This is a genomic window from Halomonas sp. LS-001 (assembly GCF_052983955.1).
Map to the genome: position 1 here is coordinate 689,639 of NZ_CM129816.1, position 13,828 is coordinate 703,466.

At 50.1% G+C, this 13,828-nt stretch carries 9 protein-coding genes and 2 pseudogenes; 8 read left to right on the forward strand and 3 right to left on the reverse strand.

Annotated elements, in window-relative coordinates; all coding sequences use genetic code 11:
- Positions 1-112: 112 nt before the first annotated feature.
- Entirely contained in the window at positions 113-475 is a 363-nt protein-coding gene (locus ACU6TU_RS02980) for a hypothetical protein (protein ID WP_447143108.1), read from the forward strand.
- Here ACU6TU_RS02980 and ACU6TU_RS02985 read toward each other — a convergent pair.
- Both ACU6TU_RS02985 and ACU6TU_RS02990 read right to left on the reverse strand, forming a co-directional pair.
- Positions 459-1,616 carry a hypothetical protein gene (locus ACU6TU_RS02985; RefSeq protein WP_447143109.1) on the reverse strand — a complete coding sequence of 386 codons (1,158 nt, stop codon included), beginning with the start codon at positions 1,614-1,616 and terminating at the stop codon, positions 459-461. The genes ACU6TU_RS02980 and ACU6TU_RS02985 overlap by 17 nt on opposite strands.
- A 66-nt stretch (positions 1,617-1,682) precedes the next feature.
- A complete protein-coding gene (locus tag ACU6TU_RS02990) occupies positions 1,683-2,063 on the reverse strand; it encodes a gamma-glutamylcyclotransferase family protein (protein ID WP_447143110.1) in 381 nt (126 codons plus the stop codon).
- Between the two features lie 239 nt (positions 2,064-2,302).
- Between ACU6TU_RS02990 and ACU6TU_RS02995 the strand changes: the two genes are divergently transcribed.
- The 4 genes from ACU6TU_RS02995 (at position 2,303) to ACU6TU_RS03010 (ending at position 10,971) form a co-directional block, all read left to right on the forward strand.
- Positions 2,303-2,644 (forward strand): YbjQ family protein, encoded by a 342-nt coding sequence (locus ACU6TU_RS02995; protein ID WP_447143111.1) that lies wholly within the window; start codon positions 2,303-2,305, stop codon positions 2,642-2,644.
- A 267-nt stretch (positions 2,645-2,911) separates the two neighbouring features.
- Positions 2,912-3,412 carry a DUF3015 family protein gene (locus ACU6TU_RS03000; protein ID WP_447143112.1) on the forward strand — a complete coding sequence of 167 codons (501 nt, stop codon included), beginning with the start codon at positions 2,912-2,914 and terminating at the stop codon, positions 3,410-3,412.
- 91 nt (positions 3,413-3,503) lie between these two features.
- Positions 3,504-5,363 (forward strand): Lnb N-terminal periplasmic domain-containing protein, encoded by a 1,860-nt coding sequence (locus ACU6TU_RS03005; RefSeq protein ID WP_447143113.1) that lies wholly within the window; start codon positions 3,504-3,506, stop codon positions 5,361-5,363.
- A 211-nt stretch (positions 5,364-5,574) separates the two neighbouring features.
- Positions 5,575-10,971 (forward strand): hypothetical protein, encoded by a 5,397-nt coding sequence (locus ACU6TU_RS03010; RefSeq protein WP_447143114.1) that lies wholly within the window; start codon positions 5,575-5,577, stop codon positions 10,969-10,971.
- Between the two features lie 75 nt (positions 10,972-11,046).
- On the opposite strand, the gene ACU6TU_RS03015 is transcribed toward ACU6TU_RS03010, so the two are convergent.
- A complete protein-coding gene (locus ACU6TU_RS03015; protein ID WP_447143115.1) occupies positions 11,047-11,883 on the reverse strand; it encodes a hypothetical protein in 837 nt (278 codons plus the stop codon).
- Between the two features lie 237 nt (positions 11,884-12,120).
- Between ACU6TU_RS03015 and ACU6TU_RS03020 the strand changes: the two genes are divergently transcribed.
- The 3 genes and pseudogenes from ACU6TU_RS03020 (at position 12,121) to ACU6TU_RS03030 (ending at position 13,546) form a co-directional block, all read left to right on the forward strand.
- The gene (locus ACU6TU_RS03020) at positions 12,121-12,336 is read left to right on the forward strand and encodes an IS66 family transposase (RefSeq protein WP_447143116.1); all 216 of its coding nucleotides are present in this window, start codon (positions 12,121-12,123) and stop codon (positions 12,334-12,336) included.
- Positions 12,305-12,435, forward strand: a pseudogene (locus ACU6TU_RS03025) (transposase domain-containing protein); the annotation flags it as partial. The gene ACU6TU_RS03020 and the pseudogene ACU6TU_RS03025, both read left to right, overlap by 32 nt.
- Positions 12,436-12,638: 203 nt before the next feature.
- Positions 12,639-13,546, forward strand: a pseudogene (locus ACU6TU_RS03030) (IS5 family transposase).
- Positions 13,547-13,828: the final 282 nt, after the last annotated feature.

Here is a 13,828-nt window from a genome sequence, read left to right on the forward strand (position 1 = left end):
CTGTTTGGCGAGTTGTAAAAACTTCGCGACTTGCCAAGGCAAACCCTGGCGAACTCAGCCGGGTTGATTTCTGGCCTGGTAGAATCGGGAAAGCATGACGGGGAGAAATCAGATGATGAGCAAGCCAAGCGCAGCGGCCTTCTGGCGGTTACTGGCAGCTGGAATGATTCTGGCGCTGCTGGCTGGGTGCAGCGACCCGGCCCCTCGGGAAGTCACTCTGGCCGTGCTGGCAAATAATGGCAGCGCCCATGACGGTAACGTTGTGGCGACTCAGGGGCAAGTGCGGTCGTTCGATAATCCGCTGCATTACTGGATTGAAGACGAGGACCTGAACCGGGTGGAAATTGCTCCTCACGTGCTTATCGCCCCGTATGTGGGCAAAAAGGTGCGAGTGGTAGGCGACTTCACCTATTCCCGTGAAGACGGACGCATGCTTAGGCTGGAAAGTGCTGAACACATCAGCGCTGCGGACTAGGTTCTCGTGCTTGGCTTGCTGATGTTGAGGGTGCCAGGCATCGACGGCGTAGTGCGGTGATCAACCGCCGGGGTGCCCAAAGCCAGGTGGCAAAGGCAATTATTCCATAGAGCAGCCAGGCGGGCAGTGCCAGTAGCAACCTGGCGATTAAAGTGAGCAGATCCCCCTTGTACACCATCTTGCTGCCACGGCTGATAAACTTGGTAAACGTCAGTGCGCCCGTTTTGTCCAGCACGCTCAGGCCTCTTTGACCAAACGTCGCGGCCAGTAGAACTGTCTCCTTGCCCAATGCGCCAGCATGTTGGCCAACCTCAACGGCGACGTTGCCGCCCACGCGATAAAGCGTGGCGCTCTGGCTGCCGAACGTATCAGCAAAGCGTGCGACTCGGCTTAGTTCGGCGGCATTGCGTGTACTGGCGAGCAAATCCATGCCGCCACGCGTTTTGGCCAGTACGTTGATGTCACCCAGCAGGGTGCCCAATTGCCCCAGGCTTTTCGTCTTTTGTGCTTGCCTAGCCGCCTTCACCACCGCCTTGCCGAGCCAAGCAGGCAATTTGCCTAACCGCCGTGCTGCCTTGAGGGTGATCAGGCTGCTCTTTGCTATCGTCGTTCCCGCCACGGCGGGCGCAGCTACCCCTCCTGAGGCAGCCGTGCCCAGGCCGCTCACGACCTGGGCCGTCGTCGCCAACACCCCCAGCGAGGCGAGAGCCAACAATACGTCATCGACGTCCTGACCCTGTGCCAGATTGAGCCCCTGATTGGCTATGTCGCGCAGATCACCAATCACCATAAAGTCTGTGGCAACGCTGGCGACTTGTCCGATAGTTTCATCACTGCTGCCTTGCAGTACGCCTTCGCTAAGCTTATCGAGCTGATAACGCCAATGGCCGCGCTGATCTTCAATCTGCTGATAAAGGGTCTGAGCCTCAGGGTTATTACCCACGTAGTCATACGCCATGAAAAAGCCCAGGTAATCAGCCGCTTCGGCATAGCGCTCTTCGTTGATCAGGGAATAGGTTTCAGGAAGTGGGTCAATCCGGGTTAACGCCAGCAGCGACAATGTTGTCTGCTGCCATAGAACGCTGGCCGCGGCAGCAGCAATGACGAGTATCGTGAGCTTAAAGGGGAGCTTGAACATCATGCATGGGTTCCTGAGGATACCAAACTGCCGAAGATCGCCAGACGCCAGGCAATGTTATCCGTTTTTTCACCACTCGCCATCTTTTACCCGCCTGCTTTCGTCCACCTCCGGGTTATACAGATAGCACCAGGCATCACCGTGGCGCGTTGTAAAAACAGCGCGATGATAGAGACCTTCGCTCGGCGCTGCCATGGCGTAGCCTTCAAGCTGATCGAGCAGGGCAAGTTGATCGGCATTGATGGAATAGACCTCTACCACAGCGCCACCAGACCCTAAGGCTTTGGCGCCTGGGTAGGGGCCTAGATCATAAAGCGTAATGGCAGAGAGTCGGTCGCGGCCCAACAAATGCGCACCTTCCAGCCAGTGGTGGTTACGGCGGCCTTTTTTCAGCGTGCCGTATACCGCAACGCGATGACAGTGAAGAATATCCCGGGCCAGGTGATGCATTGATTGCTCCTCTTGCTGTTAATGCTCTTCTTCATCGTCAAGGCTTGTCCTGAATTGTGTATGAGCCGCGGCTGACGCTTACAGGTCTTTTCCAAAGCGTCTTCTATGCTATGGCGAGATCGAAACAATTGCTCGGGAAGGCCATATTGCTATCGGGTGATAGCCGCTGCATATTAGGTTGATGGCGTCAGCCAGTCCTCGTGCTGACAACAATTGACCCAACATATGGTGAGCCACTTATGCCCCAGCAAATTATCCTGACGACTTCATCACATCTGGAAGGTTACCAAGTCACAGAGCATATCGATATCGTGTCAGCCGAATGTGTTTTTGGCATGAATATCCTCAAGGATATGTTTGCCGGTGTTCGTGACTTCTTTGGTGGCCGTAATAAGTCATCACAAAATGCGCTTCGTGACGCGCGCGTGGCATGCCTTGATGAGTTGCGCGAAGAGGCAGCTCAGATGGGCGCCAACGCCGTCATCGGGATTGATCTTGATTACAGCGAAATATCAGGCGGTGGCAAATCAATGCTTTTCCTGGTGGCCACGGGGACGGCGGTGAAGGTGTCGAAGGTGTGACGTACCCGGCTTTTGATATGGATCGTAACCATTGCCTAACATTGGAAGGAGTGATTAATCAATTCAACTTAATAATACTTAATTACTTACTATAGATAAGGTATAGTTTATATAAATTATGTTTGGTTTGAAATGCCGATAGCTCGAACAATGGAGCATTCGTTTTTCTAACAACATTCAATGCTTTTTCGCGTCATTGGGAGACGCCGGCCCTCCTGGTGGAGTACTCAAATAAGGCCGTATCACTAAAAAAAGGGAACTGAAAGCATGAATTTTTTCTCACTGTCTGCAGCGACGTTAACAGGTTGCCTGTTTGTTTTAGGTAGCACTACAGCGGTTGCAAACACTCAAAGCGCTGACATCAATCCATGGCAGCATTGTGGTATTGGTGCGTCTATTTTTGATGACAATACCACTGCTGCTGCAATTTCCAACATTATCTGGGATTCTGGTACTACCGCAGTGACATCCGCCACCATTTCACCTGACACCTGCAGCAGCAAAGAAGTCAAGGTAGCTCAGTTTATTGATGCTACTTATGACCAGTTGACGATGGAAACGGCGATGGGCGAAGGCGAGCACTTAGCCGCTGCGCTTGGTCTGATGAACTGTGGTGCTGATGCACAGCAAGGTGTGGTCAGCCAGTTGCGTACTAACCTGCAAGCGACGACTGCTACCACAGGTTACGCTGAACAGGCGCATGCCGATAAAGCCTTTGAGTTCTATAACAGTTTAAATCAGGCTGCCGTTAACTGCTCCGCTAGTTAAGTAGGCCTGCCTGCGGAGTCGAGGAGAGTAACTCGGCTCCGCGATTATTGTCCCTTTCGTTCTCTGTACAACAAGCAAGGATGTTTTTTCTATGCGACGCCTTTTGATGGCGCTTTCAGCATGCCTGTGCCTGCAAACAGGGGCTACCCAGGCCGCTGACCCCGCGCTTTTCAATCATCCGCAATGGCGTTCGCTACTGCATTTTGACCGGAATGGTATGTTCAGTCAGCCGCGAAGCGCTGTTCTGGATGATGCCTTTTTTCTGTCAGAGGATGGCCCGTTCAATCCAGAGGCAGAGCTCGCAGCGACGATTGCGGCACTGCGTGAGCATCCTCAGGAAGATGAACTGCATGCAAGTTGTCTCTTTCCTGCCCGGGCAATTTGGTTATCCCAAATGACGGGCGAGCACTGGCCTGAGGCAGTATGCCCTGATTGGGAAGCATGGCAAGCACAGCATGGTAGCTCAGAAGTAGGCCTAATGTTTGCCTCGGGCTATCTCGGCAACCCTGCTTCTTTCTTTGGGCACTTGATGCTTCATCTTGAGCAGAAAGATAAAGACATCTCCGGTGTGCCGATGTCCCGACTTCTCGACACCAGCCTTAATTTTGGCGCTGAAGTGCCTGACGGTGAAGGGCTTGTGACTTATATGGCCAAAGGGGTCTTGGGAGGATACGAAGCACGCTACTCTCATGCATCTTTCTATCATAATAATACTGTCTACTCAGAGCGCGAAATGCGCGATCTTTGGCACTACCGGCTTAACCTGACACCTGTAAAGCGTGAGCTACTTATCGCTCATTTATTCGAAGTTATCGGACAGGACTTTGATTATCTTTTTTTTACTCAGAACTGCGCTTCACGAATCGCTCGTACCCTTGAGTTGGTGGTAGAGGAGGACTTAACCCCAGGGTATGCGCCTTGGGTGGCACCTGAAACCTTGATACGCGCTATTAGCGGGGCGAGTATCGATGGTCAGCCGCTGCTCAAAGATACCGAGCATGTGCCTTCCCGTCGCTTGCAAACTGAGTGGCGTTACCAATCACTTACGCTTGAAGAGCAGCAGGTTCTTCAGAGCATTTGGCCGACCATGGAACAGCTAGATCTTGATGCTGCTGTGTTGGGTCGACTGCCTCAGACAAGCCAGGCGATAGTGTTAGAGACACTATTAAGCCATATAGCATTCTTGAAAGAGACCGGCGACGAGCCTGATCTGATCGAGTTCGAGCGCCGTTTACTTCAAGCTCGCCTGGCACTGCCGGCGGGTAGTCAATCGATGTTGCCCTCTGAGGTGACGCCTTTACACGAGGCGGCACCTCCGGCACTTGTGCGTTTGGAAAGTGTACATAATAGCGAGTCAGGAGGAGCGGCACGCCTAACACTGAGGCCTCTTCAGTATGACCTTCTGGATAGCAATACCACCCGGATGCCTAACGCAGCGCTGGAAATTGGACGAACTGAATTTGCCATAACCGATAATACGGCTCGTCTGCGTCGCTTATCGCTGTTCCATATCACCAACCTGCATGCTCGCAGCGTACCGTTGCCAGCGCTACCGAGTATGGCGTGGCACGCCTCTGGCGGCATTGAACGTTCAAAGCTTGGCTGCAAGAACTGCCTGGAAGGGCAGGCTACGCTGTTGGCTGGAAAATCACACCGTTTGGGTCGCCATTTACCGTTTGGCATGGTCGGTGGTCAGTTGCGCACAGAGCGTTATCAGTCAGGCCCTCTAGCGCCCGCCGTACAAATGGGGGTGCTGAGCGACTGGGCTTCTGGTCATCGAACTCTGTTGCAGGCTACCCATGTTGATGCGTTACGGGGAGAGGCTGGTCGCCACACGCTTTGGCATCTGCAGCACCGTATGGCGTTAGGTAAAGGCCTTGATGCACGCCTTGGTATTGAAAGCGACAACTACTCTGAAGAAGTAAGTGTTGGATTCTCTTGGTACTTCTGAGCAGCTCCCTGGCAGTTGATTGTCCAGGGAATATCGGATTTGTAGTAGATCGCATCTACCAACAAGGTTACCAGCCAGCGAGTTGACTATATTGCAGTCACCAAAGTTTCTACGCAGAAAAAACATCAACAGTTACTGGTAGTTTGATTTCAATATCTCATGATATGTTCATTGCGGTCGATGGCAGATTTATGACCCAATAAGGATATCAATGAGGGAAGAAGTCGAGGGAAATCAGAGCAGTGATCTACTGGAAAACGTGATCCTTAGCTTGGGAGAGCGCTACCGCCAACTGTGTGTTTGGGCACATGAGAAAGGACTGCTCGATATTCTGCAGGTCGCTTACTACGCCCTTGGGTTAAGTCCCCGCAATGATGCGATCGCCAACCTGGTTCGGGAGTGCTCTCATCCTGAGTCTGTCGAGATTCTCTCGCTTTGGGCCGGTGACCCGATAGTGGATGAGCTGCAGCGGTTTGTTGATCATTTCAATGCATCGCCAGATATTTCACGCGACTATTCACAAGTGCCCCATATCGGATCCGTAGATCAAAACCGGCGTCAATTTCAGGATGGGGGCGTAAAAAATAAAACGTTCCTGATTACACTGATCACCAACCCGCAGGCTCCAGCCTCCCACGATGAGCTCTTGTTCTTGCGCCGCCTATTGCGGTTATGGCTTTTCGTTCACGCAGCACAACGCATCGTTCATCAAAAGTGTATTGCCGATCGCAATATCAGTGGTGTAGCGCGCTCTATTACACTGGGGCCTCACGACGAAAAATGGCATGCGATAGATACGCTATTAAAACGGTGCCGCAGTTTTGTTGGAGACCATGATCTCACGCTTGAGCGTGTTAACGATGCGATTATCTTCGCAGCTGATGAAGTACGCCAGGATTATCCGGATGACAAGGCTTATAGCCGGTTTTTCAATGCCATTACCCATATCGCCCGCCACCACGTTACCCCCATTAATCACGAGGTAACGACCTCTATATTGCATATTGAACGGTTTTTGCCGCCTGCTGTGCCGGTGGTGCATCAAAACGATGAGGATGAAGATACCCAGTACCAGTTTTATGCGTATCGACAAGACAGTAGCGAAGAGCCAGATCCCGAAGAAGAAGGGGTCTATGTCGCTAATGTAGTGCCCTCGGATAGCGATGCGGAGCAGCGATTAGCTAGCCGAAGCTATTTTGTGCAAACTGCGGAGGCCTCCCATTTTTTGCCATGGAGCTGGGAAAAGCTATTGCCGCCCGAGCAGGAAAAACTGTTTGAATGGATAGAGCAGTGTTTATTCTCGACGGAGGTAGACGAGTCGTTCGGCACTGCCATGGTCTGGTTGTCGGTTCGTTTTTCGCGTTCTTTGTATTTTGCTTCCCAGTTCAAGATTGATGATGTCCCTGGCAATGAATGGACATTGGCGCGGGATTTTTCTTCGATAGCACGGAAATCGCCTCGGCGTGTGAATGCATGGCAGCCTGGTCAAGAAGCGCTCGATCATATTCATCCGCTAAACGAAGTGCTTGCTGTCAAGCTACCACAACACATAACTTCGATTCTCCAGCGGGTCGCTGGCGAACAAACAGGTGAGATTGTCTCCCTAGAGGGTATGTGGAAAGGCACCTTATCGTTGGAAAAGTGGTTCTCGAGGCAGGCTCAACAGCATTTCCCTCGAGTCACCAGTGCGAAGTTAGCCCAGGTGTGGGGACAAGCCGTTTTTGATAAGGCGCATGACCCTCATTTATCGCGTCTTTTAACGGCGCACCCGAATGCAGGACTGCCAGGGGCCTGCAGTTATGCAACCTGGGATATCAACACAATCGAATCGGGGCTGTCTTTATCGCTCGTGGCTACAACCCCTTTTTCCCCTGCGGTGAATCTCATCGGTAGCCGTCTGTCACCCATCACGACGGTATTGCGTCAAGACATCATGGGTGCAAGAAAAGCGGTAGAGGCCAGCGCCGCTGGGGACCCTGGGGATTTGATTCACTACCACAACGTCCTTGCCCAATATTGTGTGATGGGGCTATACGCTGCGACAGGGGGGCGCTTTCTTAAAGATCCGTTTGAGTCGCTTCAGCATTTTAATCTGACAGAACGCTGTTTGTATCTGAACGATAAAATTGACCAGGGGCGAAGAAGCAGTCGGGTAGTCCCATTACCCGACGGTGCTACTGAGCTGCTGCAAAGTTACGTGGCGCATTTATATTGGCTGTGTGACGCGCTCAAAGCAGTCAACGCCGTACTGGCTGACGCAATAAAACAAGTGCTTGAGAATGGCAATTCAGCGTCGCTGCCGCTGTTTTTCTTGTTGGATGAAGCCCTGGCATGGCATTCCATGTCGAGCACGGACTTGCCTGGCACCCCTTTATTCCAGTGGCCCCTTCCTGGCAATGTGTTTCGCCATCGCTATGCCCAACAGCTGCGTTATTTGAAGGTACCCGCAGAAGTGGTTGATGGGTGGATGGGGCATGCGGAGCGCAGTGTGGCAACCTATGGTGATTTTTCGTCACGTTGCTGGACAGATGATGCGCACAGCTATACCGGTGCTGTGAACACCGCCTTTGATGAGTTGGGTTTTTATCCACCCACCTTGCCTTTGGTGTTATCTTCAGTGATACCACCACTTGGCACTACCAGGGAAAAGCAGTATCAAAAGGCACTGGTGAGCCGTCGGTTTGGTCAGTGTCAACGAGAACATGAAAGACGCCAAACGATGGTTCGCGAACGTCACGCAGCCGAAGCGGATATCGCGATCTATAGAGGGCGAAAAGAATGGCGCGAGCTGACGCAAGAAGATATTGATGCGTTGGTTCATCGCATGCTGCACCGAAGTACTTCTGTGATACATACGTATGCGTCGCTTCGGTTGTCAGTGCTATTGCGCTGCTTAAAAGAAGAAGACAGTCGACACCAGCACGCGATCAGCAAGCGTGTGGCGGAGGCATCTGCTGAAAAGTCACACGTATCTAGCAAGGCACCCAAAGCTCTTAATTTGTTGCCTGCGGTGTCGATTTGGGCGGACCATATTCGCTCGACCGTGCTAAAAGCGCATTTTTCCAAGGTGGGGGCATTGAGTGTCGGCGCGCTGTTGTTGTGTCTGGAAAAACGCATTAGTTACCAGCGCATGCTGCTTGATGTAGCAAGAGGGCGTAATTACCGACTCATTCAGCACCAGCAGGACTATTTGCTCGAGTATAGCGAAAGCCTGGAAATGGATAATTACCTGGCACCCGTTCAGCGTCACCGGATTAGCTACAAGACGGCATCTTTATTAGCCGCCGGAAAGCAAATTCAAAAGGATGTCGATCTCAACCACGTCTCGCTACCCTTCAATATCACGCCTCCTCCCGAGGCTTTGAAAGCGTATTTGCCGAGCCTACAGGAAGTAAGCCTTCAAACCGTGTTTACTCGCTTGGGAGAGTTGATAGAGCAAGCCAATCTTCTGACACTGCCGGGCATGGTGGCCGGTATGTTAGCGGGCCGCGTTCTGTCGACAAGCTTGCCGCTTTACGATGAGCTGCGGATACGGGATGGCGTCAGGCTAGCGTTCCCAACCGGTGGCGGCAGCGGCAACGTTGAGCTCAATCCATCACCCCAGAAAATATCGCGTTGGCACCATCTCGACAAAACGGAGCAGCAGCGCAACGCGCAGCAGCTTTATGAAAATGCTCAAGACATTCTGAAAACGTATACAAAGCGTCAGGCGCGTCAGGGGGGATTGCAGCTTGATAAGCTAGCGAACAGCTACGAAGGCCACGTCAGTAGCGGCGTTTTGCTATTAGTGCGGTGGATAAGCTTTCTTATGCGGCGAGGCAAAGCCGGTAAGCGTGATGGCTATGCGTCCAGCTCATTAGTGCGGTACTTCTCAGCGCTAAAAACGGCATTTTCCGAAATAGGGTATCAAGCGGATCTGCTTGACTTTGACGAAGAGGGACTCACGGCTCTTTACGCCAACATGCTTACGTTCATCGAGCTGGCATCTCAGGACGTGCAGTATTTCAGTCATCGATTACGCGATTTTCATGCGTGGGTAGAAACATTGGGGGTAGCAAGCCCCGATTGGCAAGAGTTGTCCATTGAGGACGACCGACGCAGTGTCCGCCCAGGAATGTTAATACAGAGCGAGTATCTCGCGTGCCAGCTTGCTTTACAGGCGAAATGGAAAAATCAACACGACGAGAAGTACCTATTGTTAGGATTTGTGCTGTTACTGGCATATCGTTTTGGATTGCGTGCTCAAGAGGCGATCGGGCTACAGCGCAATGACTGGTGCGAGCATCAGGCATGTCGTTGGGTGTTGGTGCGTGATAACGCGCAGCGCAAACTCAAAAGCCAAGCAAGCCGCCGTGCAGTACCACTACTTTTTGTGTTAGATCCAGCCGAAGAGAGTCTCATCGATCGAGTGCTAAGTCGTTTTCAATCGATGGCGGGTAACGATTCAAGACGCCCTTTATTGTGTGAACTGTACGATACCCAAATCAAACTCGTGCACTGGGCTGCACAGGTAAGCCCGATGTTGATTCAGTTACTGCGGCAAGCGACTTCTAGCACAGGGATGACGCTACATCATTGTCGCCACGCGTTTTATAACACACTGGCACCAGCATTATTAGGTATAGAAACATCGCTTACACAGTCGATAATAGGTGATCTAGATTTTCACTCGATACGTCAACACGTGCTGGGTGAGAACAGTTCTGTATCACGACGGAGTGGTATGGCGATGTCTCGATTAATGGGGCATCGTCATCCGCGTATTGGACAGTTGAATTATAGTCATTTGTTAACCGATTGGGCGGATAAATTAACGCCGGTTCATCATCAGCGGGCAAGACAGATCGACGGTGTGCTAAACACTCGGGCTTTAGCCAAAATCAAAGCTCCTGTTCTTGAAAAAGTGGATATCTCGATTCAATATGATCGTGTAACGTTTATGTCGCTTTGTAAAGTTCTGCGATTTGTCGGGCTTGGAATGAGTTATGAGCGTGCAGGTCAGCGAGTTAACATAAGTCCTGGCGAAGTAAGCATTATTGCTAAAGTGATTGGAGAAGCGGAATCACATATGCGGTTTAAGTTAAAAAATGAAAGCAATGCTTGGGTAAGTGGTGCGGAGTATCCTAATATTTTGTTGCGTCAGTTAGGAGAAAAGGCTTGGCGGCGTTTTATCGAGCATGTAGAAAAAATAAACTTCAGTGATGAAATAGCAGAAGATAATAATGTTAGTGTTTGCGAACTGGCGTTCATTGTTAGCAAAAATCGGCAATTGTTGATGAGTGATGAGCAGCATGTGCACTTTTTTATGGGAGTAGTGCGGCTTTTTGGCGTATCAATAAAAGATGTTGAATGTATATCTAGAAATGCACCTAAGTTACTAGAGCAGACACTGAAAAATTATGGATTACAGCCAGAAAACCTTGATAGTGGTTTCCAAATTGATCCTTTCCCAATAATAACAGCGGGCGTGCTAAATCACAGGCAGCAATATGCAGCGCTGAAAATAAATAGGCTACCGTCAGGAATTATACGCAATAGTCAAGAATTGGCTGTCGCTGTTCTATCAGTAGGTATATTTCAGTATTTACTTTATAATAGATGTGAGTAGTTTTTGGTTGGTTTTTTGAATACGTAGTGGTGATTGATAAAAGGCCCACTTCGCGTGAGTAGGCCTTTTGTTATCTTAACTGGGTTTTAGTTCAAAGTTTTCGAAGCTTAATGGTTTTTCGTCTATTATGACGCTACTTAATGTGTAAGTAGATTTTTTATTATCAGTATCTTTTAGTTGTGTAGCTGTCATTTTTAAAGCTTTTTTCCCGTAAGCGGCTTCGATTAACGTTGTAAAATGCTCAGGGTGAATGATTTTTATTTTGAGTATTTTTTGTTCTTCAAGTGTTTTTATATGCGCTTCATTTTGGCTATATGAAAAACCATCAACAATGCCAGATAACTCGACCTTCATTGACTCCGATTTGGCTTGAGTAGGGGCGATGAAATCGCTGTTAATAATCAAAAAAGGGTCTGAGTCTATGCTTTTGAATAAGCTAAAACCATCATGTATTTTCGCTTTGTTCCATTTTTTAAGAAACTCTTCTTGGCGTATAGTAATGGAATCCAGTATGTCCTGATCTAAAATTAATGATGTTGGTTGGTCCTGCCATAAATCTTGGTGTGGAAGAAGACTCTGAATAATATAAGCTATTAAATTTTGAGATTCTTTGATGATGTTTTCGATGTTTTCGATGTTTTTAGATCTTTCTTGTGAATCAATAAAAAAGATGGCACCTGATCTTTCATGCATGTTATTTTTGCCAAATATAATATATTCGTGACTGATGATAGCATCGTAGATTTCTTCAATAATGTGATTAACAGTTGATGCGATATAGGTGATAAGCTTTTTAACAGCAGGATTGCTAATTTTTGATTCATCATACTCAATATGGTTTTCATGAACGCCTTTAATAGCTGTTTCGTTTAATGCTAAAAGAAGCACTTGGTTTGGTTTTAATTCCAGCATATCGGTTACCCCTGATGTATAGTATTGATTTTCAATATATCGATACATGCTGTGTCTGTTTGAGATGAAAGAGCGTTTTTGCGTGCTCCTAGCAAATGCAAAGATTGTTCACATTTAGCTCGATATGAATTTGATAAGAGGGGCCGTTTCCGATTTTTGCCTTTTAGCAAGGTAATAAAATGAAATTTTTTGTAACTATTTTGATTGCGCCACTTGACTCGATTTTTAGTCGCATCAATGTCGGTATCTTACGTAAGCAATGTCCTGCAAATCAGTTTGCTGGACGAGGTAGTAGATGCCGACTTCGCGGCCATTGAGGCCGAGTTGGAAGATATGGCCATCCCCGACACGCCGCCAGCAACAAAGAAGACGCCCAGGCGCGCACCATTGCCCCCTGAGTTACCGCGTACCGAGATCCATCATGATCCAGTCTGCCAAGCTGAACGGTCATGAACCTTACGCTTACCTGAGTGATGTGTTAGAGCGGCTGTCGACCAAAAAGCCAGACAACTCCACGATCTCTTACCGCAAAACTGGCAAAACCTCACCTGATAATACGTCAGCGATGGTGGGCGGACGTTTACGGACATCCCCGCTAAAGTTCAGTTCAGAGAGCAATATTGCGCATGACTTTCAGCACGAATGTGGCGGAAATTTAAAGATTATTCACGAACACTCAGGACCAAGATTTAGGTTTTGTACGAAAAGCCTTATCTGCTAATTTTGTCTATGCAAAAGCAGCATAGGGGAAAAGAATGGTCGGACGTTACGAGATCTCTGATGACGGCTGGGCACAGATCGAAGATATCGTGGCACCCCCTCAAACCATGGGCAGACCCAGGCGGAATGACCGGAAAATGCTCAATGGTATCTTCTGGATACTTTGCTCTGGTGCCAAATGGCGTGATTTACCCGAGCGATATGGTCCTTGGTCGACGGTCTATGATCGGTTCCGCAAGTGGCGTGATGACGGCACCTTTGAAGCGGTACTTTCTCGCTTGCAGCTCAAGTAACGTGAAGATGGGCTTATGGACCTAGACACGTGGATGATCGATGCCACTTCCGTGCGAGCCGCACGCGCTGCCGCTGGAGGCGGTAAAAAGGGGGCTCAAAAGAACCGCTAGACTACGCGCTCGGCCGTAGCCGCGGCGGTTTAACAACCAAAATTCATTTGGTGTGTGATCGTTATGGCTGGCCACTGGCGTTCACACTGTCTCCTGGTCAAGAAGCAGATTCTCAGCACTTCGTAGCGACATTAGAGAGCATCTATTTACCAGGTAGCATCGGACGTCCTCGCAAACGTAGTCGCTATATGGTGGCTGATAAAGGATATGACAGCGGTGAGCTGCATCATTATTGCGACAGGCACGGCATGAAATCCGTGATTGCTCAGCGCAACATGCACCGAAGAACCCGGCCTGGGCTACCTAGGCGGTTCGATAAACCCAAATATCGGCAACGTAATGTGATAGAACGCTGCTTTAGCTGGCTTAAAGAATGTCGCCGCATCGCCACACGCTATGAAAAGCTGGCAAGTAGCTTTAAGGCGATGGTATGCGTGGCGTGCATCGGTCGTTGCTTGCGAGCCAATTTTTCGTGTGCGCCAGGCATGGCGCGCAGCGCCTTGACTGGCGCTGTTCCCGAGGGTGGTGCCTCGGGATGACTTGGGGGTGAAAGTCCCCTGCACGCCCGGCAAGGGGAAGTGCTAGCCGACGGCAAGGGTGTCTCTCGCGAGGGGGAATCTGAAGGCAGCCCGAGGAAAAACGCTGGCCTGACGAACAGGAAGCGGATACGAGGCGGCATGGCGGGGTGAGGTGGCACGAATCACCAAAGCCCAGTACTTGCACGGAACGCCATGACGTATATCCGACAGGCATAAGCGGGAAGGTCGCGCGTCTTACCCTGGGAGGTCTGGTGGTCTGCCACGGAGCTACCGGCGCCGAGA